21 protein-coding genes are annotated in these 25,887 nt (G+C 38.7%); 10 read left to right on the top strand and 11 right to left on the bottom strand.

Going from position 1 to position 25,887, the window contains the following annotated elements:
• Window positions 1-35: 35 nt before the first annotated feature.
• From rluB to rnm, 5 genes are all read right to left on the bottom strand, one after another.
• Complete coding sequence (gene rluB, locus ESZ26_RS04615; protein WP_146798454.1) at window positions 36-896, bottom strand: 23S rRNA pseudouridine(2605) synthase RluB; 861 nt, start codon at window positions 894-896, stop codon at window positions 36-38.
• 110 nt (window positions 897-1,006) lie between these two features.
• The gene (gene scpB, locus ESZ26_RS04620; protein ID WP_146798626.1) at window positions 1,007-1,588 is read right to left on the bottom strand and encodes an SMC-Scp complex subunit ScpB; all 582 of its coding nucleotides are present in this window, start codon (window positions 1,586-1,588) and stop codon (window positions 1,007-1,009) included.
• Window positions 1,585-2,394 (bottom strand): segregation and condensation protein A, encoded by an 810-nt coding sequence (locus ESZ26_RS04625; protein ID WP_146798456.1) that lies wholly within the window; start codon window positions 2,392-2,394, stop codon window positions 1,585-1,587. Before ESZ26_RS04625 ends, scpB begins: the two co-directional genes overlap by 4 nt.
• A gap of 60 nt (window positions 2,395-2,454) precedes the next feature.
• The gene (locus ESZ26_RS04630) at window positions 2,455-3,075 is read right to left on the bottom strand and encodes an L-threonylcarbamoyladenylate synthase (RefSeq protein ID WP_146798458.1); all 621 of its coding nucleotides are present in this window, start codon (window positions 3,073-3,075) and stop codon (window positions 2,455-2,457) included.
• Between the two features lie 117 nt (window positions 3,076-3,192).
• The gene (gene rnm / locus ESZ26_RS04635; protein ID WP_146798460.1) at window positions 3,193-4,065 is read right to left on the bottom strand and encodes an RNase RNM; all 873 of its coding nucleotides are present in this window, start codon (window positions 4,063-4,065) and stop codon (window positions 3,193-3,195) included.
• A 329-nt stretch (window positions 4,066-4,394) separates the two neighbouring features.
• On the opposite strand from rnm, the gene ESZ26_RS04640 reads away from it, so the two are divergent.
• The 6 genes from ESZ26_RS04640 to trpA all read left to right on the top strand — a co-directional run bounded on the left by ESZ26_RS04640 (window position 4,395) and on the right by trpA (window position 11,316).
• Complete coding sequence (locus ESZ26_RS04640; RefSeq protein WP_146798462.1) at window positions 4,395-6,059, top strand: anthranilate synthase component 1; 1,665 nt, start codon at window positions 4,395-4,397, stop codon at window positions 6,057-6,059.
• Window positions 6,052-6,717, top strand: coding sequence for an aminodeoxychorismate/anthranilate synthase component II (locus ESZ26_RS04645; protein ID WP_146798463.1), 666 nt, complete (start codon window positions 6,052-6,054; stop codon window positions 6,715-6,717). The genes ESZ26_RS04640 and ESZ26_RS04645 overlap by 8 nt, the downstream gene beginning before the upstream one ends.
• Complete coding sequence (gene trpD / locus ESZ26_RS04650) at window positions 6,710-7,735, top strand: anthranilate phosphoribosyltransferase (protein ID WP_146798465.1); 1,026 nt, start codon at window positions 6,710-6,712, stop codon at window positions 7,733-7,735. The genes ESZ26_RS04645 and trpD overlap by 8 nt, the downstream gene beginning before the upstream one ends.
• A gap of 1 nt (window position 7,736) precedes the next feature.
• On the top strand, window positions 7,737-9,125 hold the full coding sequence (trpCF, locus tag ESZ26_RS04655) for a bifunctional indole-3-glycerol-phosphate synthase TrpC/phosphoribosylanthranilate isomerase TrpF (RefSeq protein ID WP_146798467.1): 1,389 nt from the start codon (window positions 7,737-7,739) through the stop codon (window positions 9,123-9,125).
• Window positions 9,126-9,220: 95 nt separating this feature from the next.
• On the top strand, window positions 9,221-10,462 hold the full coding sequence (gene trpB, locus ESZ26_RS04660) for a tryptophan synthase subunit beta (protein ID WP_146798469.1): 1,242 nt from the start codon (window positions 9,221-9,223) through the stop codon (window positions 10,460-10,462).
• Window positions 10,462-11,316: a tryptophan synthase subunit alpha gene (trpA, locus tag ESZ26_RS04665; RefSeq protein WP_395880696.1), complete on the top strand. Its 855-nt coding sequence runs from the start codon at window positions 10,462-10,464 to the stop codon at window positions 11,314-11,316. The genes trpB and trpA overlap by 1 nt, the downstream gene beginning before the upstream one ends.
• A 174-nt stretch (window positions 11,317-11,490) precedes the next feature.
• On the opposite strand, the gene ESZ26_RS04670 is transcribed toward trpA, so the two are convergent.
• From ESZ26_RS04670 to ESZ26_RS04690, 5 genes are all read right to left on the bottom strand, one after another.
• On the bottom strand, window positions 11,491-13,302 hold the full coding sequence (locus ESZ26_RS04670; protein ID WP_170246306.1) for a GGDEF domain-containing protein: 1,812 nt from the start codon (window positions 13,300-13,302) through the stop codon (window positions 11,491-11,493).
• 470 nt (window positions 13,303-13,772) lie between these two features.
• The gene (gene glnS / locus ESZ26_RS04675; protein ID WP_146798472.1) at window positions 13,773-15,443 is read right to left on the bottom strand and encodes a glutamine--tRNA ligase; all 1,671 of its coding nucleotides are present in this window, start codon (window positions 15,441-15,443) and stop codon (window positions 13,773-13,775) included.
• A gap of 273 nt (window positions 15,444-15,716) precedes the next feature.
• Window positions 15,717-17,570, bottom strand: a complete 1,854-nt coding sequence (locus tag ESZ26_RS04680) for a DUF885 domain-containing protein (RefSeq protein ID WP_146798474.1) — start codon at window positions 17,568-17,570, stop codon at window positions 15,717-15,719.
• A gap of 227 nt (window positions 17,571-17,797) precedes the next feature.
• Complete coding sequence (locus tag ESZ26_RS04685; protein WP_223271550.1) at window positions 17,798-18,241, bottom strand: hypothetical protein; 444 nt, start codon at window positions 18,239-18,241, stop codon at window positions 17,798-17,800.
• 76 nt (window positions 18,242-18,317) lie between these two features.
• Window positions 18,318-18,977 (bottom strand): YehS family protein, encoded by a 660-nt coding sequence (locus ESZ26_RS04690; RefSeq protein WP_146798476.1) that lies wholly within the window; start codon window positions 18,975-18,977, stop codon window positions 18,318-18,320.
• Between the two features lie 178 nt (window positions 18,978-19,155).
• On the opposite strand from ESZ26_RS04690, the gene mfd reads away from it, so the two are divergent.
• From mfd to ESZ26_RS04705, 3 genes are all read left to right on the top strand, one after another.
• Window positions 19,156-22,695 carry a transcription-repair coupling factor gene (mfd, locus tag ESZ26_RS04695; protein WP_146798478.1) on the top strand — a complete coding sequence of 1,180 codons (3,540 nt, stop codon included), beginning with the start codon at window positions 19,156-19,158 and terminating at the stop codon, window positions 22,693-22,695.
• Window positions 22,696-22,768: 73 nt separating this feature from the next.
• The gene (locus tag ESZ26_RS04700; protein WP_146798480.1) at window positions 22,769-24,295 is read left to right on the top strand and encodes a CsiV family protein; all 1,527 of its coding nucleotides are present in this window, start codon (window positions 22,769-22,771) and stop codon (window positions 24,293-24,295) included.
• Between the two features lie 8 nt (window positions 24,296-24,303).
• Window positions 24,304-24,597 carry a DUF1244 domain-containing protein gene (locus tag ESZ26_RS04705; protein WP_070374015.1) on the top strand — a complete coding sequence of 98 codons (294 nt, stop codon included), beginning with the start codon at window positions 24,304-24,306 and terminating at the stop codon, window positions 24,595-24,597.
• 7 nt (window positions 24,598-24,604) lie between these two features.
• Here the strand turns inward: ESZ26_RS04705 and ESZ26_RS04710 are convergent, their stop codons facing one another.
• Complete coding sequence (locus tag ESZ26_RS04710) at window positions 24,605-24,940, bottom strand: hypothetical protein (protein WP_146798482.1); 336 nt, start codon at window positions 24,938-24,940, stop codon at window positions 24,605-24,607.
• A 180-nt stretch (window positions 24,941-25,120) separates the two neighbouring features.
• On the opposite strand from ESZ26_RS04710, the gene ESZ26_RS04715 reads away from it, so the two are divergent.
• Window positions 25,121-25,873, top strand: coding sequence for a DUF2189 domain-containing protein (locus ESZ26_RS04715; RefSeq protein WP_146798484.1), 753 nt, complete (start codon window positions 25,121-25,123; stop codon window positions 25,871-25,873).
• The last annotated feature ends 14 nt before the right edge of the window (window positions 25,874-25,887 follow it).

Genomic DNA, 25,887 nt, shown 5'->3' on the forward strand with positions numbered 1-25,887 from the left:
TTAATAACAGCTTAGACAACAATACCAACAACAGATTAACGGCGACGACGCGTTGCTTGTTGACTTCTTTGTTGATGTTTTTTCACTGAGCGGCGAATACGACGGCTTTTGGCATTATCCATCACTTTCTCGTCCACTTTTACTTTGCTTTGTGTTTCAACAGGCAAGCCGACTAATTTACGGTAGTAATTAACTTCAGCTAAAGCTAACTCAGTCCAACCACCATTAGGTAATTGTCGTTTCATTTCCATATCGCCATAGCGTACACGAATTAAACGGCTGACTTGAACTTCTTGGCTTTCCCATAAACGGCGAACTTCACGGTTACGCCCTTCAGAAAGTACCACATGAAACCAATGATTACGGCCTTCACCACCTTTATAGGTAATTTTTTGAAATTTCGCCGGCCCATCTTCTAATTTTACACCCGCACGCAATGTTTGCAGCATGGCTTCATTAACTTCGCCAAAAACACGTACGGCATATTCACGTTCAACTTTTTGTGAAGGATGCATTAAGCGATTAGCTAGCTCGCCATCTGTGGTAAATAACAACATACCCGAGGTGTTAATATCTAATCGACCGACAGCAACCCAGCGGCTATTCTCTAATGGCGGTAAACGATCAAAAACCGTTGGACGGCCTTCAGGATCTTTACGGGTACACATTTCGCCTTCTGGCTTGTTGTACATAATGACACGACATAAATCGTCTTCTTTAGGTTTTAACTTAACGATGTGACCATCAAGACGAATTTGCTCGCTTCCTTCGATGCGATCCCCTAAAAAAGCGGTTTTTCCATCAACGCTGATACGACCAGCACTAATAAAGGTTTCCATTTCACGGCGTGAACCTTTACCGGCACGGGCAAGGACTTTTTGTAATTTTTCAGACATGGTTTTAACTCTCTTTACGTCAGTAACTTCACGGTATTTTCCGCTACGTTGCTGTCTCTAAAATAAATAGTGTTTGTATATTTTTATTAATACGGCTGCTGTTGCTATAACTAAACCAATGCTTGCAAAGGTCTATCTATAGCGCCTAAATCAGCCATAGGCAATAATTCGGGTAACTGGCTTAATGAAGTTAATGAAAAATAATCTAAAAATGCTTTGGTGGTCGCATATAACGATGGCCGCCCCGGCACTTCTTTATTACCCACCACTTTCACCCAGTTTCTTTCTAATAATGTTTTCATTATATAACTACTTACCGCTACTCCGCGAATCTCTTCAATTTCGCCGCGAGTTATTGGCTGTTTATAAGCAATAAGAGCAAGCGTTTCTAAGAGCGCCCGCGAATACTTAGGCGTTTTTTCTTTGGTGAGCTTAGCAACAAAAAAAGCTAAGTCTTCGTTAAGCTCACTAATCGTTTCAAATCGGTAACCTGAAGCAACCTGCACCAAGTTAACCCCTGAATTTTTATATTTTATCACCAATTCATCAATGACATCACGAATTTGCTGGTGATTAAGCTGATAATTAACTAATAACTCTGTTTTTAGTTGCTTAACACTCAATGGCCCATCACTGACAAAAAAAGCCGCTTCAATAAGTTTAGCTATTTTTATTCTCTCAACGGTTGTCATGCTGGTAAACGTACTCTTAATTGACCAAAAATGGTGGTTTGCAGACATTCTATCAAACTTTCTTTGATCAGCTCTAAAATAGCTAAAAAAGTTACCACAACACCTTGTCTACCCTCCGCGACGTTAAATAAAGCGCTAAATTCAACGAAAGCTGAGCTCTTTTCGGCAGCACACTTTAATTGCGCTAATATTGATGACATCCGCTCTCTGGTTGATAAAGATTCTTTTTCAATATGATGATGCTCTAGTGCTTTGGTACGTTTAAGTACCCCTTGTAAAGCACTGACCAGTTCACTTAAGTTGACATCAGCCTGAAAAACGGCGGCTTGAAAATCTTCAGATAATTCAACATTGCCTTGAAAAAAATCACGTTCAAGACGAGGGATTTGATCAAGTTGTTGTGCGGCATTTTTAATTACTTCATATTCTTGCAAACGACGAACTAATTCGGCACGTGGGTCTTCATCCTCATCAGCTACCACTTGTTTTGGTAATAATAAACGTGATTTTATTTCCATTAAAATGGCGGCCATTACTAGGTATTCGGCCGCTAATTCCATTTTGATTTCTTTCATTAATTCAATGTATTGCATATATTGTGTGGTGATGGGCGCAATAGGCATATCAAGAATATCAAACTTTTGCTTACGAATAAGGTAAAGCAATAAATCAAGTGGTCCTTCAAACGACTCTAAAATAACTTCTAAGGCATCAGGCGGAATAAATAAATCTTTTGGCTTATTAACCACCACTTCACCACGGATCAATGCCAGCGGTAATACCTGCTGAACCATCTCTCGTGGCATAGTTTTTTCTTTTGAATTAACCGGCTGACTCACTCGTTATTAATCCATAATAAGTTGTAGTTATTCAAAGGGGCTTGGGTCGCCTTCACCGACTCGAATAACGTTCACTGCATCATCAGAAAAATCAATGACTGTGGTTGGGTGCTCACCCAAGTGCCCACCGTTAATGATTAAATCAACTTGGTGCTCTAAAATATCGCGAATGTGCTCAGGGTCATATTCTGCTCGTTCTTCACCCGGCATGATTAACGTTGTCGACATGATAGGCTCTTGCAGTTCAGCCAATAAGGCTTGCACTATGGCATTATCAGGCACCCGGATACCTATGGTTTTTCTTTTCGGATTTAATAACCGTTTAGGTACTTCTTTTGACCCTTTAAAAATAAAGGTATAAGGACCTGGGGTATTCGCTTTTAATAACCGATAGGCGCTGTTATCAACACGGGTATACTCAGATAATTCAGATAAATCACGGCACACTAAGGTGAAATTATGATCTTTATCGATATTTCGAATATTACAAATACGCTCAAGCGCTTTTTTGTCGCCGATATGACAACCTAAAGCATAGCCTGAATCGGTAGGGTAAACGATAACACCACCTTGTTGGATAATGGCCGCCGCTTGCTTCATCAAACGACCTTGCGGATTATCTGGGTGTACATAAAAAAACTGACTCATAAATTTGCTCCACTAAGATGTTGATGTTAATTTCGGTGTTAATTGTTAATACTGTTGCTAAGCTCGTTCTTAACTTTGCTAATAGCTTGGGTATAACCTTAGTTACTCACTTAGGACCTAGTGCCAAAGATCCCAAATCGGTTTGACCTGATCAGGCATACGTAAATTACGACCTAAATCACTCCAGCGCGTTGGATAATGAAAGTCTGAGCCCATAGATGCATGTAAATCATATTCTAAACAAAAGCTTAGCATTAATTTTCGTTGTTCGTTAGCCATTTGCGGTAATACTATCTCTAAACCATCGCCTTTTGCGGCTTTAAATTGCACCACTAAGCGGCGTAACCATTTGGTTGATAAGTCATATCTAACCGGGTGGGCAATGACAGCATTACCACCGGCATGATGAATAGCGGCAATCGCTTCTTCAATAGAACACCAGTTTGGTTTTACAAACGCGCGTTGGCCTTTGCCAATGTATTTATCAAAGGCTTTTTGCATATGATCAACATGGCCTTCTTGCAATAATATTTTAGCAAAGTGTGCCCGCGTTATAGAGCCTTGCCCGGCAAGCTCTTTCGCTTGCTGGTAAATACCAGGGAAACCACATTTGGTGAGTTTTTCACCCATAGTGGTGGCACGTAATTCTCTTGCTGCTTGCTGGCTGGCAATTAACGTTTGCAATTGTTGATTATTTTCATCAATGTTTAAGCCAACAATATGAATTTCAAAACCATGCCAGCTGGTTGATATTTCGATGCCATTGATGATGGTTAATGGATGATTTTTTTCTAGAATATAATCTTTAGCTATAGATAAACCTTTAACTGTGTCGTGATCGGTAATGGCTAAAACATTCAATTGGAAGTTAACCGCCCGTTCAACAAGCTCTTGCGGCGTCAGTGTCCCATCAGAACATTTGGTATGACTGTGCAAATCGACCCGTAGGCTATAATAATCAGCTAAATCAGAGGTTGACAATACAGTCATAATCGGTTCTTCTATAGGGGAATTAATTGCTAAGGCAATTTTACTGAGATGAAGACAATAATGATACAAGTAAAACAAACTATTTCGATGAATTGTTGGTGGCACAAATCTACATAAGTGGGTTGTGATGTTTACTTGTACGTAAAAATTCAAAAAGCCTGCTTATTTTATAATGAGTGGGCTTTTTACTTTTTAGCTCAAAGCTAAAGTACTATGGCGAGAAAAACATGATTATTACGCGCGTTAAAAGTTGGTTTATATGGTGGCTATTGCCTATTTATGCAGGTTGACCATTAATTTAAATTAGACGTTAAAAGCTAGGAAAGAATATGAATCATCAGAATACGCTTACCATAGATAAGCAAACTGGCAGTGTTACCACACTATCAGAAACCGTTAAATATCAGACCGATCCCCTGGCGATATTTCACCAATTAAGCCAAAACAGCGACAATAACTTATTATTAGAATCGGCTGAGATTGATAAAAAGCATCAATTAAAAAGCTTATTACTTACCGACGCGGCATTAAAAATTACCTGTCATGGTAATCTTGTTACCTTTGAAGCGTTAACTAACAATGGTCAAGCGGCCCTTGAGTTTGTACAACAGCAACTCGCTACACACGCTACGTTAACCATTAAAGATAAAACACTCAGCGCTATTTTCCCCGAAGTCACGCAACAACTTGATGAAAAATCGCGCTTACTCGCTATTAATCCTTTTCAAAGTTTGCGCTTATTCAACAAGCTTAAAAATAGCAACGGTCACCCTTTTGCGATATTTTTAGGTGGCGTCTTCGCTTTTGATATGATGTCGATGACCGAGCAATTACCGACAGTAAGCCAAGGTGATAATACCTGCCCAGACTTCGTCTATTATTTAGCTGAAACCGTTGTGGTTATCGATCATGAAGCGCAATCAACTGAAGTTATTGGTAATGTTTTTTCAGGAGAAGCGGCAAATAGTAATCTCGTGACTATTCGTCAACGGTTAGCTGATATAAAAAATATTTTAGCCCAGCAATATATTGCTCAAGAAAAGGCTTATGACAAGCCGATTGAAAAAAGTGAAGTTATTAGCGACATTTCAGATCAACAGTTCTGTGACACCGTTAATCAGTTAAAAGAAAATATTCGCGCCGGTGATATTTTTCAAGTGGTACCTTCTCGGACCTTTTCGCTCAAATGCTCAAATACTTTAAATGCTTATAAAGCGTTAAAGCAAAGCAACCCTAGCCCTTATATGTTTTACTTAAAAGACAGCGACTTTTGTATTTTTGGTGCTTCGCCAGAATCTGCTTTAAAATATCAACATAAAAATCGTCAAGTAGAAATTTATCCCATTGCAGGAACTCGTCCGCGCGGACTTAATAAAGACGGTTCAATTTCCCTTGATTTAGACAGCCGTATTGAACTTGAATTACGTTTAGATAAAAAAGAGTTAGCCGAGCACACTATGCTAGTTGATTTAGCCCGCAACGATATTGCCCGCGTTAGTCAAGCAGGTACTCGCTATGTTGCTGACTTATTAAAAGTTGACCGTTACTCTCATGTTATGCATTTAGTCTCTAGAGTGTGTGGCACCTTAGCGCTCGACCTTGATGCTCTGCATGCTTATCAAGCTTGTATGAATATGGGCACTTTATCGGGAGCACCAAAAGTAAAAGCGACACAATTAATCCGAGCAGTAGAAGGCAAGCGTCGAGGCAGTTATGGTGGCGCGGTTGGCTATTTAACCGGTGATGGTGAAATGGATACCTGTATTGTTATCCGTTCTGCTTTTGTTAAACACGGTATAGCGCATGTTCAAGCAGGTGCCGGTGTTGTTTACGACTCAGATCCCCAGTCAGAAGCCAATGAAACCAAGCAAAAAGCACAGGCGGTCATTAATGCCATTCAACATGCAGAACGGTTCACTGTTGAGATAACTGCCGCCCCAAGTAGCAACAGCGCTAGCCTAAACACCACGTGCAAGGAGAGTAATCATGCATAGTCATCAAGAAACCCCTGATAATGGCAAGGTTAAAATCTTCATGCTCGACAACCTCGATTCTTTTACTTACAACTTGGTCGATGAATTTCAATGTTTAGGGTTTGAACCGACCATATATCGAAACACCCTGTCGGCAGATTTTATCTTTGAACAAATGCAAAAATTCAACGGCCGAGTATTACTGGTCTTATCGCCTGGCCCAGGTGAACCCAATAAAGCCGGCTGTTTAATGGCATTAATTGCTCAATGTGCCGGTAAATTTCCAATTTTAGGCATTTGTTTAGGCCATCAAGCTTTAGTTGAACACTATGGCGGTAAAGTTATCCGTGCACCTGAAATTGTCCATGGTAAAGCCTCGAGTATTACCCACCGTCAAACGGGTGTGTTTGACCAGATAAATCACCCTTTACCTGTGGCTCGCTACCACTCACTGATCGCAAGTGAAGTACCTAATACTATTGATATTATTGCTGAATATATCACCGCTGAACAAATCAGTTTACCGATGGCTATTGAGCATAAAAAAGACATAGCCCTAGGATTTCAATTTCATCCAGAGTCAATCCTAACCACTTATGGCGGCACGTTATTAGCGCAAACTATTGACTATTTACTGGCTTCACCACAAAAAACAGCAGCGGAAGGTTCTTATGAGTAAAATTTTACAACAACTCGTTGATGGAAATGATATTAGCCAGAGTGAAGCTGAAGATTTTTTTAAAAATATGATCAAAGGTGAAGTTGAACCCGTACTGTTAGCGAGTGTATTAACTGCCTTAAAAATAAAGGGCGAAACGGCTAACGAAATCTCAGGTGCTGCCCTAGCCATAAGAGGCTCAGCAACACCATTTCCTGGGCAAGAGCATAACGTTGCTGACTGTGTAGGTACCGGTGGCGATGGCGCGAATACCATTAATATATCAACTACCGCAGCAATTTTAGCCGCAGCATGTGGTTTGAAAATGGCGAAACATGGAAATCGCAGTGTTTCTAGCATGTCCGGCTCGGCAGATTTACTGGAGGCCTTTGGCGTCAATTTAATGATGTCGCCAACGACAGCTAGTGCGTGTTTAGCGCAAACAAATTTATGTTTTTTATATGCTCCCGCTTATCACCCGGGATTTAAGCATGCAGCTCCAGTGAGAAAATCTATGGGAGTGCGCACGTTATTTAATATATTAGGGCCATTAGTAAACCCTGCTTCACCAAGCACTATGTTACTCGGTGTTTATACGCCAGCGCTTATCGAGGTCATGGCAAAAAGTTTACTGTTAACTGGGGTTAAGCGTGGTTGGGTCGTTCACGGTAGCGGTTTAGATGAGATTGCCTTACACGGCGAAACGCAAATTAGCGAGATAGCCAATGGTCAATGTACAAACCGAACCATTTCTCCCGCTGATTTTGGTTTACCCAGTTACACATTAGAAGATATTAAAGGCGGTACCCCACAAGAAAATGCCGAGTATATTCGCGCTATTCTCAGCGGTAACGGCAAGCCTGCTCATAATGATGCCGTCATTATTAACTGCGCCGCATTATTGTATTTACATGATAAAGCGAGTGATTTAAAAATAGCCGCTAACATGGCAAGTGACGTATTAGCGTCAGGTAAAGCATTAACGACCTTAGAGAATATGGTCGTAATTTCAAACTCAGACTCAAAGGCAATGGCATAACATGGCAAATGTATTAGAAAAAATTGTTGCTGATAAACGTATCGAAATAGCACAGCGTAAAATTGACTTTCCATTAAGTGAATTTATTGACACTTTAGTAGCCACTCAAAAAGATATGTATGGCGCACTCGATAGAAAACAAGGTCATGCGCATGCGGGCTTTATTTTAGAGTGTAAAAAGGCTTCGCCATCGAAAGGGTTAATACGCGAAAATTTTGACCCTAAGGCTATTTGCCAGATTTATGATAAATATGCTGCCGCTATTTCTGTCTTAACTGATGAAAAATACTTTCAAGGCACTTTTGAGTATTTAAAAATAGTGACTGACTCGGTAAATTGTCCGGTACTTAATAAAGATTTTTTTATTGATGCCTACCAGGTTTATTTGGCGCGATATTACGGTGCTGATGCTATTTTGTTGATGCTCAGTGTTTTGTCTGATCAAGAATATAAAGATTTATCAGCTATCGCTGAGCAATATAACTTAGCGGTCTTAACTGAAATCTCTAATGATGAAGAGCGTGACCGAGCCATTGATTTAGGCGCTAAACTGATTGGCATTAACAACCGAGATTTGCGCGACTTATCCACCGATATCGCTCGAACCTTTGACTATGCGCCGACACTGCCTGCTGATCGCATCGTTATCTCTGAATCGGGTATTTATACCAACGAACAAGTTCGCGAGTTAGCACCAGCAGTTGATGGCTTTTTAGTGGGCAGTTCAATCATGGCAGAAGATGATATTGATTTAGCTTGTCGTAAACTCATTTATGGCAATAATAAAGTCTGCGGCTTAACACAAGTTGACTATGCCCAAAGTGCTGTTGATGCCGGCGCACAATTTGGTGGCTTAATTTTCGCGGAAAAGTCGCCAAGATATGTTGACGAACAACAAGCAAAAATGATTGTCGAGCAGGTTCCCTCTTTACGTTACGTCGGCGTGTTTGTTAATCATGCCATTGCAGAGGTGGCGAAACTTGCGCACAGCCTAAACTTATTTGCGGTGCAACTTCATGGCAATGAAACGTCACAATATATCACGTCATTGCAACCATTATTACCCAAAGGCTGTCAATGTTGGAAAGCTTTACCGGTCGAAAGCCAAGTACCTGAATTAACTGATAATGCGCAATTTTATGTGCTAGATGGCAAAAATGCTGGCAGTGGTGAAACCTTTAATTGGCGAGCGTTAGCCGAATCTGCGCAAGACTTAAGCCATTGTTTTCTAGCCGGTGGTTTGTCTATAGATAACATTGCACAAGCGGTTAGCCAGCAAACAACACTAGATTTATTTGGTTTGGATCTCAACTCAGGTGTTGAAACAAGCCCAGGCGTTAAAAGCCGTGAAAAACTTCAACAAGTTTTCGCCGCTATTAGACATTATTAATAATACCGAACACACAAACTAAGTGCGATTTTATACGTATATAAAATCGCTCACTTAGTTTATGTAACTTGTATAAAGCATTAGGAATAAATAAAATGACAGAGCAAACGAGTAAACAAAAAACCCAAGCAAAAAAAACTTTACCTGCCTATTTTGGTGAGTTTGGCGGTATGTTTGTTGGTGAATTATTAGTACCTGCCCTTGAGCAATTAGAGCAAGCATTTATCGACTCACAACAAGACGAAGATTTCCTAACTGAGTTTAATGACCTACTCACAAACTACGCGGGCCGTCCAACACCACTGACCTTAACCCGTAATTTATGTAAAAACCCATTAGCTAAAATTTATTTAAAACGTGAAGATTTATTACACGGCGGCGCCCATAAAACCAATCAAGTACTCGGCCAAGCATTACTCGCTAAACGTATGGGTAAAACAGAAGTTATTGCTGAAACCGGCGCTGGACAGCACGGCGTGGCTTCAGCCATTGCTTGTTCATTGTTAGGGTTGAAATGTCGAGTTTATATGGGCGCATTAGATTGCGAACGTCAACAACCTAACGTATTTCGCATGAAATTGATGGGCGCGGAAGTTATTCCCGTTACTGCCGGCTCTGGTACTTTAAAAGATGCCGTTAATGAAGCTTTACGTGACTGGTCTGCAAATTATGAAAATGCTCATTACTTGTTAGGCACTGCCGCTGGTCCTCACCCATTTCCAACCATAGTTCGTGAATTTCAAAAAATGATTGGCGAAGAAGCTAAACAGCAAATCCTTAAACAAGAAGGTCGCTTACCTGATTACGTCATTGCTTGTGTAGGTGGAGGTTCAAATGCCATAGGTATTTTTAACGACTTTATCAAAGAAACTGATGTGAAATTAATTGGCGTTGAGGCGGGTGGTAAAGGCGTTACGACCAACCAACATGGTGCCACCTTAGTTGCCGGTACTAAAGGCATGTTACACGGTAATTATACCTATATTATGCAAGACAATTCAGGACAAATAGAAGAGTCTTATTCTGTTTCAGCCGGTCTAGACTATCCTGCTGTGGGTCCACAACATGCCTTTTTAAAAGATACTGGCCGTGCTCAATATGTGCCTATTAATGATGATGAAGCATTAACAGCTTTTAAACTGTTAGCGATGAATGAAGGTATTATTCCGGCACTTGAGTCTTCACATGCCTTAGCACAAGCGATAAAAATGGCCGAAGCGGTTACTGAAGAAACGGTCTTTCTTGTCAATTTATCAGGACGCGGTGACAAAGATTTAGCGCATGTACAAACAGTGTTACAAGCTGAAAACGAAGTAAAAAATCAAGGAGAAGCATAATGAGTTTAGGTGATACCTCAAACAAGCAGATGACCACACGTTATCAGCAAACCTTTGCTCAATTAGCAGAAAAGAATCAAGGCGCTTTTATTCCGTTTGTTACTATAGGCGACCCAAATCTTGAGCAATCATTTGCAATAATTAAAGCATTAATAGACGCCGGCGCTGATGCATTAGAATTAGGCATTCCATTTTCTGACCCAAGTGCTGACGGTATTACTATTCAGCGAGCAGCACTGCGTGCACTCAATGCTGGGGTCAATACGGATGCCTGTTTAGATGTTTTAGCTAAAGTGCGCGCTTACGCGCCCGAGATTCCTATTGGTTTATTACTTTATGGCAACTTAGTCTTTGCACGCGGTATTGATAGCTTTTATCGAGATACCGCTGCAGTAGGTGTTGATTCGGTGTTAATTGCCGATTTACCTTTGCGTGAAAGTGCCCCCTTTCGTGCAGCTGCAGTAAAGTATGGTGTTGCGCCAATATTTATTGCTCCGCCTAATGGCAGTGAGGAAACATTAAAACAGGTTGCACAATACAGCCATGGCTACACTTACGTATTAAGTCGTGCGGGTGTAACGGGTATGGATACGCCAAGTAGTTCATCGGTCGAGGAGGCTCATCCTGCTGTTCATTTAATTGAAAAGCTCAAAGCTAATAATGCCTCACCTGGGGTAATAGGATTTGGTATTTCTAATCCAGAGCAAGTAAAAGCAGCGTTAGCAACTGGCGCAGCTGGTGCCATAAGCGGTTCGGCAGTGGTTAAAATCATTGAAAATAATCTTGAAGATAATGCGGCTATGTTAGCTGCATTAACAAGTTTTGTTCAACAAATGAAGGCGGCAACACATTAACAAAAACCAATAGGTTCCCCTCTCAAACAACCCATAAAGCTAGCTGAGCTAACATCAGCTGGCTTTATTTTTATAGTCACTAGCCAGCAAAAAAACAAGGTAAATTAAAGTAGCTATGTAAGTCTCTGGTTGAGTTTTCCGTGCTGAGTATCGCTTAACAAAACCTCCCCTGAGTTAAGCTTCGACAACTCTATTTCGACCCAAATCTTTTGCCTGATAAAGCGCATCATCTAAGCGCTGATAAACGCTGTCAAAACTTGAAATCGATTTATCTATATAGGTTATAGAAAAACTTGCCGTAACCGTTAGCACTATCTCATCATTTATCAATATCGGCGTATTTTCAAAACTACTACGAATATTTTCAACAATACTTTGTGCAGATTTTTTTTCTAAGTCCTTTAAACACAGAACAAATTCTTCACCACAAAGTCTACCAAATAGATCTTGTTGTCGGATATTATCTTTGGTTAGTTTAACGATATGTCGCAGGGCTCTATCACCACAAAGGTGTGAATACTTATCGTTAACTGATTTAAAATCATCCAAGTCAAACATAATAATAGCGTGTATAGTATTATTCAGTGGCTTTTTAAGGTTCATTATTTGTTCGAAAATAGCTCGCCTATTATAGATACGTGTTAGCTCATCAGTTTCTGATAATATTTTTTGTTTATTTTTTTGTTGCCATATAAATACGCAGACCGTTATTAAAACCAATATTAAGATACATGATAAAATCAAGGTAATTCTTGATTTCTCTAATCGAGTCGACACTAAGCCAAGTTCCAGTGCAACTATATCCTGTTGCAGCTCAGCAACACCTAAAATAGAAACCGAGTTCTGTTGATTAATAAGGGCTTGTTGATTGATATTGATGTAGCTTTCAAAATACTTTTTTGATGATTGATTTTGAGAAAGGTAATGTTTTATCAAAAATTCATAAAGATAATGCAAGTTTGATTTTTTAGTTTGCTTAATTAAAAGATCTTTCTGTGCGATAAAAGTATTAACGCATTCCGTTCTATTGTTTTCTAAACACGCAATAGCTTTATATAAAACCATTTTATTATCTTGATACAACTCTTCAGTAACACGTTGATATGGTTCAAATTCGTCAATGAGTTCTCCCATTAATTCAAAGTTTTTATTTTGATAAGCGAATTTTATTTTTAAAATGATTAATAACGTTTTGAAATCATCGGTACTTTTAAATAGGTCACCTCCTGATTCAAATTTTGTTAAGTAATGCTTACTTTCTGCAATTTTACCCGCATCTAATAATTCAGTAGCAATAGAATAATAAGACCAATTGCGATCAAAATCATCCTTGATATAGGGTAATTGTTTTTTGTATGTATTCGCCGCAAGGGAAAACTGACCAAGCGATGAATATATTTCAGCTATATTCCCGTAGATATGGTCGATAAAGTAGTCATCCGCTTTGCTTACTTCCTTTAGCCTGACGAACTCTCTAATTTTTTCTACTGCGCTCAGAGCAGAACAATATTGAAGTTCTGCCAAATCTAAATACTTTAGGAACGCTTGAGGGGGATCTTTGGCGAGCAAACGTTTGGCATGTAAAAAATCGCACGATTTTTTTAGCGAATACCGAGAATAAAAACTGGTTAAATCATAGATAGCTATCAAAAAAACAGTCTTGTTGATTTCGTTACTTGGCAACAGAATTATTTCTTCCAATTGCTGTATATAATCTTCACTGAAACCGCCACTACAGTATGACTCCATCGCTTTTTGCCAAAGCAGTTTCGAGCGTTCTTGATTAGACAAATCAGTAAAATCAACTAAATATCTTTCAACTTTATCGCTTACCCCCTTGTCTACCGAGCAATCATAACGATAAGATGGCTCAATGCTATTCAAGGTGGCATTCAAATCATTAGCCAATGCCGAATGAGTTACAGCAAAAAAATATACGGCAGAAAATATCAAAAATTGATAGACCGCTCTTTTACAAATAATCAAATCCATACTCCCTATAGATTCTTCACACATAAATCGAAATTATACTCACCCTCTCCAGGGTATTTAAACGATTAGTGAGTCATTGTTAATAATCCTGAACTGAATGTTGTATTTTCTATTACATAAAACGCAAAGGACATTGTAAAAATTGCGAGGATTAAATAATAACTTATTCGATAAAATCAACCGGTATGATCTTTGAAAAAAGCTTATAAAGCAAACTAAAATAGTTAAAAAAGCTTAACAAGCCAAGGCCTAATAATAAACCTTATCAAAGATATAGATATCTCCATACTTGCCTGTTGCATCGATATTAAAACAACATACTTACAGGTATTAAAAATTACAATATAATTTAATTAAATGTATATAACGAACAAAATTAACCATTAAATTTAGACAAAAAAAAACCTTCATATACCGGAATAACGTCCAGTAGATGAAGATTTTAAAACTCATTTGTGGGCTAATTAGTTGTCCATTTTAGCCCAAGTATCACGTAAACCTACTGTACGGTTAAATACCAATTTATCACCTTGTGAGTCTTTATTATCACGACAAAAATAACCTTGACGTTCAAATTGAAAGGCTTGCTCGGGTTTTGCATTGGCCAATGAAGGCTCAACTTTAGCGTGGCTGATGGTAATTAACGAATCTTCATTCATCACACTCTGAAAGTTTTCTGCGGCTGCTGGATTTGGTATATTAAATAAACGGTCGTATAATCGAATTTCTGCATCAATAGATTGCTGAGCAGCAACCCAATGAATAACACCTTTGGGTTTAGTACCATCTTCAGGATTTTTACCTAAGGTATCGGCATTATAATTACCATAAACAGTAGTAACATTGCCTTCGCTGTCTTTGTCACAACGTGTGGCAGTAACAACATAAGCACCACGTAAACGCACCGCTTTATCAAGCACTAAACGCTTATATTTTTTATTGGCTTCTTCACGAAAGTCTTCCGCTTCAATATAAAGTTCTGCAGCGAAAGGAACAATTCGAGTACCTTGTTCATCATCACTTGGATGATTTTTTACAGTTAATTCTTCTACTTGTCCTGCTGGGTAGTTCTCTATCACCAATTTAATCGGGTCAAGCACCGCCATAGCACGAGGCGCATTGTCGTTTAGGTCTTCACGGATACAAGCTTCTAAAACACCGATTTCCACGGTATTGTCCATTTTAGTCACACCAATACGCTTAGCAAACTCACGTAATGAGCCTGGTGTGTAACCACGACGGCGAAAGGCAGCAATCGTAGGCATACGTGGATCGTCCCAACCATTAACTAATTTTTCATCGACTAAGGTATGAAGTTTACGTTTACTCATTACCGTATATTCAAGGTTTAAACGTGAAAATTCATATTGATGTGGCACAACATCAATCGATACATTTTCAAGTACCCAGTCATATAAACGACGGTTGTCTTGAAACTCTAATGTACAAAGTGAATGGGTGATCCCTTCGATGGCATCAGATAAGCAATGAGTAAAGTCGTACATCGGGTAAATGCACCATTTATCAGCTGTTTGATGATGATGAGCAAAACGTACTCGATAAATAATAGGGTCACGCAGACACATAAAACTTGATGTCATATCAATTTTAGCGCGTAAAACACATTCGCCTTCTGCACATTTACCGGCTTTCATTTTAGCAAATAGTGCTAAATTGTCTGCAACACTGGTATCACGAAATGGACTATTCTTACCTGGCGCTTTCAGTGAACCACGATATTCTCGAGCCTCATCAGCATTTAAGAAACAAACATAAGCCAAGCCTTTTTCTATTAATTCAACAGCAAAGTCGTGCAATTGATCAAAGTAGTCAGATGAGTAATGAACCTTACCCGCCCAATCAAAGCCTAACCATTTTACGTCTTCTTGAATCGAGTTAACGTAATCAATGTCTTCTTTTTCAGGATTGGTATCATCAAAACGTAAATTACATAAACCTTGATAATCTTGAGCAATGCCAAAGTTTAAGCAAATTGCCTTCGCATGACCAATATGTAAAAAACCATTTGGCTCTGGAGGGAAACGAGTTTGCACACTCGAATGTTTGCCATTTTCAAGATCCGCATCAATAATTTGACGAATAAAATTTGTTGGGCGTTTTTCAGCTTCCGACATCCACAAAACCTCTAAAAAGAATTTAAATTACGTTATTTTTCGGCATTATAACAACAGTTAATCAAAGGGAATAGCGCTTATATCGGCAAATTATCAATTTTACTGAATAAGTAGGAAAGTTACTTAAAAATGAAAGCAGTATTCGTTTTTTCTAAAGAATAAGCGTTTTAAAGTAAATGATAATCAATGTTTAATTATCTAATGCTCATAAAAAGACAAGGACAAATTTGTCCTTGTCTTTTTATAATTAATGACCTTATTGCCTAGCTTAGATTAAGCTTTTTTATTGGCTATATAACTATTAACCAATTGAGCTAAAACATTTAAAGGTACAGGACCATTGCGAAGTACTACATCGTGAAATTCACGAATATCAAATTTATCACCAAGCTCAACCTTAGCCTGCTCACGTAATTCTATGATTTTTAACATACCTATCTTATAAGCTGTTGCTTGTGATGGCATAACGACATGGCGTTCAACCATTTTCACTGCATCAGATTTAGCATTAGGTGTATTGTTAACATAATAGCCAATTCCTTGGGCACGCGTCCATTTTTTCGAATGAATGCCAGTATCTACTACTAAACGACACGCTCGCCATAACTCCATAGCTAAACGACCAAAATCAGAATAAGGGTCTTGGTATAAACCAATTTCTTTAGGGAGCATTTCTGCATATAAGCCCCAGCCTTCAGTGTGTGCAGTATAACCACCAAACTTACGAAATTTAGGGATATTAGTTAGTTCTTGTTTTATCGCTATTTGCATGTGATGACCCGGTATCCCTTCGTGATAAGCCAATGCCGCCATTTGATAAATTGGCATAGCTTTCATGTCGTAAAGGTTGGCATAATAAATCCCTGGACGAGACCCATCCGGTGCAGGTTGTTGATAGAAAGCTTTACCGGCAGACTTTTCTCGGAAGGCTTCAACCGCTTTTACAGTTAATTCAGCTTTGGGTTTAGTTAAAAATAAGCTGTCTAAGCGATCTTTCATATCTTCGATTAACGCGACAGCTTCGTTTAAGTAACGTTGTTTTCCTGCTGCATCAGCCGGATAATAGAATTGCTTATCAGTGCGCATAAATTCGAAAAAATCAGCAAGTTCCCCTTTAAAACCAACTTTTTCCATAATAACGCGCATTTCACTGTGAATACGATCAACTTCACTTAGCCCTATTTGATGAATTTGGTCGGCCGTTAAGTCTGTTGTTGTGGTACGTTGTAATGCATTGTTAAAGAATGCTTTACCTTGTGGAAACTTCCACGCGCCATCTTTATCATCTGCTTTTTTTTCTAATACTTTTAGGTAACTGACTAATTGCTCATAGCCAGGTTTGATACTAGTTATTAAAGCCACTTTAACATCAGCCATTAGGACATTTTTTTCGTCGACACTGATCGCAAGTTTATCCACCTTTTTAGTGAAATCAGCCAATATCGTACTATCTTCACCTTCCGAGAAGGGTGCCCCCTGCAAAATATTTTTTGAGTCACGAATAACATGAGGGTAAACGAACTTAGGGGCCATGATACCGAGCTGTTCGCGTAATTTTAGTTGTGTAGTGAGTTGTTCTAAAAGTGAATTAGCACCTTGCACACGGGCAATATAATCTTGAGCTTCTTTAATGTTTTTAATGGAGTGCTGATTAATTAGAAAAGCAGGTACTCTTGAATGTAAACCAAACATTTGATTGACAGGATAGTTATGAAAACGCCATTTATGATCAGAAATTTTATTTTCTAATTTTTGTACAAGTAAGTGATAGCTAATTAATGTTTGCTCATCTAGCTTAGTGCTGTCAATGGCTTTAACACGCTGAAGATTTATTTTAGTGATCGATAATTCTTTAGTATTATTCTCCTCAGAAATATCATCCCATTTATCATAGTCAGTTTTTATACCTAAATAGGTTTGGGTCATTGGGCTACGAGAAACATCTTCATCAAAAATAGTATCGAATAATTGGTTAGCTTTTTCTGATTCGGACATGGCGTTAACGACAATCGTTTTCTCAACTTCATTCAATACTTTTTTTGCTGTAGTAGTTGTTTTTTGTGCTGAGCAAGCAGCAAGTAGTGAACTAGAAATAACCACTAGCAGTAGTGTATTTTTTAAAGTCATAATTTTCTCGTTGTTATAGATATTAATGAATCATTATAAATATATTGCAGACAAGTATTCGTTTATCTAGTTTTAGTCGAATCGAATAGCCATAGCAATAACTCTTCGATAAGTCGCTCTATAATTACGATAGAAGGGAATAATTTGCGATTACTTATGACAAGGAACTAATACTCAGGTAAAAGTCCCTTTTCATTGTTCAGTTAATTTAATTCTTAATCTCTAAGCTAACTAGACCAGCCTTGTCTTTGCGCCTTTCTAGCAAGCCAAACTAAATAGCTGGCAAGCAGTATTACCATTACCGGCATAACCGCACTACCCGGCCCATAGACTTCTAAAGACTTACTGATAAAAAAGGAATGAAACATTTGCAACAAAACTCCCGCTAATGAACAAGCCAGTATTGGCGTCGCTAGGGTGTTTTTCAATATCAAGAGCAAGGAGCCAAAAGCACCAGCAAAAGCGGCCTTAGCCCATAGAGGTGTACTCGCATAAAGCGCTTGTTCGGCATCCGGCAATGCTGCAATCATTTCGGACGTAATCATCATTTGTCCAACAAAAGCGAGTACACCGAGTAAGTTCCATATCAATGCAATAGTCCCGACAACTTTGAACCATGAGGGAACTTCAATTGTTTGAGTGGTATTATCGCTCTTTAATGGTTCAGTCATTATACTTCCTGTTATTTATATGCTTGTTATTAGCAAAGTTTATGCACAGCTATTACTGCATAATCATCTGTATAAACTAAGTTTTGTAAATATCTGATGGCTTAAGTTTTAACACTTTTCGTTTCGGTTTATCATCATCGTTAGGGCTTGCTTTAGTCGCATTGGGGTTTATGTATATTTTACTGACTTTCGGCTTGGCGGCTTGATAATCTTTTTTAGGTAGCTCTGCTTTTTTTACCGTTTCAACTTCACGCTTTGGGGTGAATTTTTCAGGACGGTTAACATGATATTTAGTATCTATGGCTTGAATAAAGTTTCTCAAAAACTGATCTTTACACGCGCGGTAATGTTTATGATCGGGCTTACGGAAAAATGCACTTAATTCAGGTTTAGTCATACGTATACCCGAGGTAGACATCATATCGAGAACATCTTCTGCGCGCAGTGCTAACGCTATTTTTAATTTATTGAGCACAAGATTATTATTCATTCGTTTTTCAGCTGGCGGTGTTTCACCATCACGGGCGCCACGTTTGTCAATAATTAAACCGTTCAAAAAAGTTGCTAGCTGAACATCGCTACAGTTAACCACTTGTGGATCATCTTCTTTTTTCAACCAATAACTGATTTGTTCACGACTTACCGTTAACTTTGCTAAATTAAATAGGTCGATCATCTTTTGATCATTAAAATTAAAGGTATATCTTAAACGACGTAAAACATCATTATTGGTCACGAAACTCTCCAAAAAACACAGCAGGCTCTACCCAATGTAAAGCTGGGCCTTATTATATCACTATAGTTTTTTAAACAAAAAAGTATTTACTCGTTCTTAAAATTTAACCTTAACTCATGTTAAGATAATGCGCTGTTTTAGCGCGCCTTATTAACAATAATTATTTGATAGAGAAATCATGAGTAAAACTGCTAGCTTATTTGAACCTGTATTAACTAAACGTCGTGGCAAACATGCTGATAAAAAGCATTGGACTAATTTACTAGGTAGTAGTGACACGCTAGCTATATACCATGGCGCTCTCAATGCCGACGCTCCGATGTTATTATTAACCAACGACACCCAGTCAGCATTGCGTTTTGAACAAGAATTAAAAAGTTTAAATAAAAAGCGCCAACTGCCTATTTGCTTATTTCCTGATTGGGAAACGTTGCCCTATGATACCTTTTCACCGCATCAAGATATTATTTCCCAGCGACTAGCAACGCTTTACCAATTATCAAATATGAAAAATGGCATCATTATTGTGCCAGTTTCAACCTTATTACAACGCCTTGCGCCAACGCAGTATTTGCGTACAAATAGTTTGATCGTAAAAGTAGGTGATAAAAAAGACTTACATCAAATGCGACAAAATCTTGAAGCCAGTGGCTATCGCTGCGTAGAGCAAGTGATGGAGCATGGTGAATTCTCTGCACGCGGCGCAATTCTTGATTTGTTCCCGATGGGCTGTAAAACGCCGTTTCGCTTAGATTTTTTTGATGATGAAATTGATGATATTCGCTTGTTCGATCCTGAAAACCAGCGTTCAAGTGATAAGATAAACGAAATAAATTTATTACCCGCACACGAATTTCCTACCGACGAAGCAGCAATAAGTTTATTTCGTCGTCAATACCGAGAAGAATTCCCAAATACCATCCATAAAGAGTCAATTTATCATCAGGTCAGTGATGGTATTTTGCCAGCAGGTATTGAATATTACCTCCCCTTGTTCTTTGAAGAAACGAGCACCTTGTGTGACTATTTAGGCGAAAATACCCGGATAATGCTCAGCGGCGATATTGATAAGGCTATTGAACAGTACTGGCTTGATATTGATTACCGATTTGAAGAACGTCGTTATGATCTGACTCGGCCATTATTAGCCCCCAAGAAACTCTTTTTAAATAGTGAAGAGTTTTATCGTGCCTTAAAACCTTTTGACCGAATTGCCATAGAAAAAGCGCCGGTAGCCTCCGCGTTACCAGCAACTGACAGTGACGACATTGAAAAGTCAAAAGCCGGTTATATCCGTTTTGATGTCACGCCCTTACCTGATGTTACAGTTAATCATCAACTGAAACAGCCTTTTGAATTAATCAATAATTTTATTCACGACAAAGCCACCCCAGATAAAATTTTATTTGTTGCCGAAAGCCAAGGCCGTCGAGAAAGTGTGTTGGAGCTATTAGAACGCAACCAGATAAAGCCACAATATTTTGATGATATTGAAGGTTTTATCGCCAGCCCAAACAAACTCGGCATCACAGTAAATACGCTGAGCAGCGGCTTTATCTTTCAAAGTAAAGGCATCGCCAAGAAAAATGCCATTGCCTTAATCACTGAGGATGAACTCTTAGGAGAGCGGGTAAAACAAAGTCGCCGCCGCACCAAACAACAAAATATTCAAGCCGATGCTATTTTTAAAAACTTGGCCGAGCTTTCAATGGGCCAGCCTGTGGTCCATTTTGAGCATGGTATTGGCCGCTACATGGGCTTACAAACCATTGAAAATAGTGGCATAACCACTGAGTTTCTGGTTTTAATTTACGCAGGCGAATCAAAGCTTTATGTACCAGTTGGCTCATTGCATTTAATTAGCCGTTATTCAGGCGCCGACGCAGAAAGTGCGCCGTTACATAAGTTAGGCAATGACACTTGGAGTAAAGCAAAACAAAAGGCCGCTGAAAAAGTGCGTGACGTGGCGGCTGAACTACTCGATATATACGCCAGCAGAGCCAGTAATAAAGGTTATCAATTCAAACGTGACAAAGCCGAGTATCAAGCTTTTTCAGACAGTTTCCCGTTTGAAGAAACCTTTGATCAAGAGCAAGCCATTAAAGCAGTAGTTTCTGATATGCTCAGCGATAAAGCCATGGACAGACTCGTTTGTGGTGATGTCGGTTTTGGTAAAACTGAAGTGGCGATGCGTGCCGCCTTTGTTGCCGTTAACGACGGCAAGCAAGTGGCTATCTTAGTGCCAACAACCTTGCTTGCCCAACAACATTATGAAAACTTTCGCGACCGTTTTGCTAATTTACCAGTTGCTATCGAAGTATTGTCACGCTTTAAAACAGCCAAAGAGCAAAACGTTGTTATTGCCGATGTTGAATCAGGCCAAATAGACATTCTTATTGGCACCCATAAGTTATTGCAAAATAGCATTAAATATAAAGATCTAGGTTTATTAGTGGTCGATGAAGAACATAGATTTGGTGTAAAACAAAAAGAAAAAATCAAACAATTACGCAGTAATGTTGATATTTTAACATTGACCGCAACCCCTATTCCACGGACATTAAATATGGCGATGGGCGGCATGCGCGACTTATCGATTATTGCCACACCGCCGGCAAAACGCTTAGCGGTAAAAACCTTTGTTCGCGAACGTGACGATGCCCTTATTCGTGAGTCTATTTTACGTGAAATCCTCCGTGGTGGTCAGGTTTACTTTTTACATAACAATGTTGATACCATAGATAAAACCGCCGCAGATATTCAAAAACTGCTGCCAGAAGCAAAAGTAACCACAGCTCATGGACAAATGCGCGAACGTGAACTCGAACGCATTATGGGCGACTTCTATCACCAACGTTACAATGTCTTAGTTTGTACGACGATTATTGAAACAGGTATTGATGTGCCAACAGCTAATACCATTATTATGGACAGAGCCGACCATTTAGGGTTAGCGCAACTCCATCAATTACGAGGCCGAGTTGGTCGTTCTCATCATCAAGCTTATGCTTATTTATTAACGCCAGATGTTAAACGTATTACTAAAGATGCGAAAAAGCGTCTTGAAGCTATTGCGTCACTTGAAGATTTAGGCGCTGGCTTTACCTTGGCCACGCACGATTTAGAAATTCGTGGCGCTGGTGAATTATTGGGTGAGGGACAAAGTGGCTCAATGAGCCAAATTGGCTTTACCCTTTATATGGAAATGCTCGACCAAGCGGTTTCAGCATTAAAGCAAGGTAAACAGCTATCGCTTGAAAATATGACTGCTAAGCAAACTGAAATTGAATTGCGGGTACCAGCACTGCTACCTGACGATTATATTTTTGATGTCAGTTTGCGATTAAGTATTTATAAACGTATCGCCAGTTGCGGTAATAAAAATGAACTTGACGAAATTCAAGTAGAATTAATTGACCGTTTTGGCTTATTACCGCAGGCCGCTAAGAATTTAGTCCATATTGCTAAGTTACGTTTAAAGGCCCAAAAAATAGGGGTTTCTCGCATTGAAGCAGGCCCAGCTGGAGGTTCTATTGAGTTTAGCGATGAGACAAAAGTTGATCCTATGCTTATTATCGGTCTCATTCAGCAACAGCCAAAAGTTTATAAATTAGTCGGTGCTAATAAACTCCAGTTTAAAATTGCCACTGAAGACAGTAAGTCACGCTTTATTTTAGTAACAACTATGTTAAATGATTTAGTAAAAACGAAAAAATAACCGTAAGATAACAGAGTAGACTCAATGCCTTAGTTTACAATAACAAGGCAGGTTATAACTCTTTGGATGATTAATGAAATTAAAACATTTAACGCTGCTCTGTGTAGCCTTAATATTTTCACCACAAACCCTTGCGGCTGATGAAGACAATGCCGACCGCTGGTTTGAAGTGGAAGTGATCCTGTTTAGTCAATTAGGCGACAAAGCGCAATTAAAAGAGAAGTTTCCTAATAATACGGTTTTGCCCCAATATCGAACTATCATTGATTTGTTAGGCCCCTACCTTAATCCTGACATTGCCAGCTTAAAACAACAATTACCCCATTGTGATAATCCTACTTATGCCCAATCACTCCTTGAGCAAGCGATAACGGCCATAAAAGAGCAACCTTACTATGTTGCTAAAAGCTTAGCTGAATTACAAATACTTTCAGCCCAAACTATAGACGAGTCGTTAACAGCGTCATCAATAGCAAAATTTAGCGATGGCACATATAAACAAGTGGCTTTAGACAATATAGATGATAGCCAAGCACCAATAAATAGTTCATTAAAAGCAGATAACAGCAGCTTAGCTATCCCGTTACCACAACAAGTGATGAGTAAAAAAGAATTAACACAACGCTTAATGTTACTTGAGGAAGCCGCGGCTGAATTTTCAACCACCCCCTTAACTTATGCCAACCAAACCGCCTCATTTACCGATGGTATCTGTACTATTTCTGTAGAGGAATTTCAGCATTTAAATCAATCAACCAATAGCTACGTTTATCAAAGTTATAACGCTTTTAATATTGATGAGGTGCCGCCTACTATTAATAATATTGAAGATATCTATAGCGATGAAGACTACTTACTTAATAAAGAATCATTACAACTTGACGATATTGTTAAAGAAATAGCCCGCAGTAGAAATTTCAAACCATTACTGCATTTTGGCTGGCGTCAAAAAACAAAAACCAAAAAATTGGCTGTGCCACTGAAAGTTATTGCCGGTGAAAATTTTGCTCAGCAATACCAAAATGAATTACAACAATTTCAACAACAACAACAACGTAAAGAAGCACAAAGACAAGAAGTGGCCTTGAATAACGCTTTATACAAAGATAACCCAGATAAAATAGCAGGGTCAGAAAAAGCAGTAAAAGAAAAAATAATGACAGAACGTTTACAAGAGCTGCTGATAAAACTGCCCAACTTACCTGCTGAGACAAAAGGTTTACTCGCTGAAATAGAGCAAGACATAGCCAATACCGAGGCAATTTTCCACGCGACAACTGTGCAAACAGCCCCGGTTAAACCACCTCAGGATTGGACACTTGACGGTTTTATTAAAGTGGAAGTTGATTTTTATTTGCACATTACCGCTGATCTTAACGTGATGAATATGTCGTTAGCCGAACAAGCAACACAAAAATTATTGCCTCGCGATAAAACGCAACCATTGGCAGCCTTGAAAACCGTAAATTTTAAGCAAGACCGACGTGTTAGAAGTACCGAAATACACTATTTTGATCATCCTTATATCGGCATGATTATTCGTATTTTACCTTATGAAAAACCCATTAAAGAAGTTGAAGAGTCAACTTCAGTTAACTAAATAAAGAGATGAATATGGACAAAGAAATAGAAATACAAGCCGCTGTTTTTCGTCGTTTACTTGCTCACTTAGACAGCCGAAAAGATGTGCAAAATATTGAATTAATGAATTTAGCGAGTTTTTGTCGTAACTGTTTTTCTAAATGGACCGTTGCAGAGGCAGAGAAGTTAGGCGTTGAAGTAGATATAGAAACTGCTCGTCAGCAAGTTTATGGTATGCCTTATAGCGAATGGAAAGAAAAACACCAACTGCCTGCAACAGCAGAGCAAATGGAAAAATTTAATCAGTTACAAAAGAAGTAAAGCGTAATTAAATTTTAACTGATATTGCATATTGAGTCGTTCGGCGATCATTTCTGTCGCGTGACTCTAACCAACGCCCGCGTTTATTTTTTAAATGGCGACGATCGGCAGATGAGCGGCGTTCAGGTCCTGTCCAAAGCATTTTTTTTATCCTAAGACCGTTTTCAGTATCACCAGCTACATTGGGCAGACTTACTGCTGAGTTCATTTGACGATTATATTTATTAGCTTGGCGTTTATCTTTTTTTGATTGAGCGATTTTTACTTGATTGGCCGCAGGCAATAAGTCTATCAGTACATCCACTTTAGTTGTCCATTCATTGGTTATTGTCTTGTTGTACATTTAATCGGCAACTAAGAGTAAAAGTTTAATTTTTTATATAAATAGTGCAATTAAGCTAACCGGCTATTATTTACCGCTATGATTTTGATACAAATCAAATAGATGTTCTTCAGCAACCCATTTAAAAACATGCTCAGGTAAAATGCTGTTATCGTTATAAGTAAATAAAGACTCAGTATTATGGATAAACCCACGCCATCAATAAAAAAATGGTTAGCATTTGGCTGGTCAAGTTTCATGAAAACTAAAACCATCAGTATAGTATTTAGCAGCTTTTTTTGCATTATTGCGGGGCTACTCTATTGGTTATTATTACGCATTGATGCCGATTTAGTTATCTTTCCTTTTATCGCCGGTTTTTTTATTGTTGCTCCTATTCTTATTATTGGTTTTCAACAAGTTGCAAGTCTATTAGAAAAAGACAAAACACCTATGTTTAAAGACTTAATTGCGCTTAATGGACAACAAAATAAAGGTATTTGGTTTTTAATCTTTATTTTATCCTTGTGTTATTTTATTTGGATAACCGATGCCTTAGTCATCTACGGACTGTATTTTGGCATAGAACCCTTACCCCTAGACCAGGCTTTCATCACTGATCCAGCGTTAAGAGAATCATTACTTTGGTTTTTACTTTACAGTGGTTTGATAGGTTGGGTAACCGCAGTGATTGGCTTTTTACTCGGTGTGTTTTCTATACCCTTGATTATTCATCAACAGCTAAATTTTGTTGATGCGGTAAGCATTAGTGTTAAAACGGTCTTTAAACATAAAAAATTAATGTTTAAATGGGCACTAACGCTAGTAATGATAACGTCATTAACCTTAGTGATAGCGCTACCGCTATTAATTATTGTCTTTCCTGTATTGGGTTATGCCAGCTATGCTGTCTATGCTGACTTGTTAATCAACAAGGATAATAGCCAGCGATGATCTCAACAGTAAAG

It is taken from the genome of Colwellia hornerae (assembly GCF_007954355.1).
Taxonomy (GTDB): domain Bacteria; phylum Pseudomonadota; class Gammaproteobacteria; order Enterobacterales; family Alteromonadaceae; genus Colwellia_A; species Colwellia_A hornerae.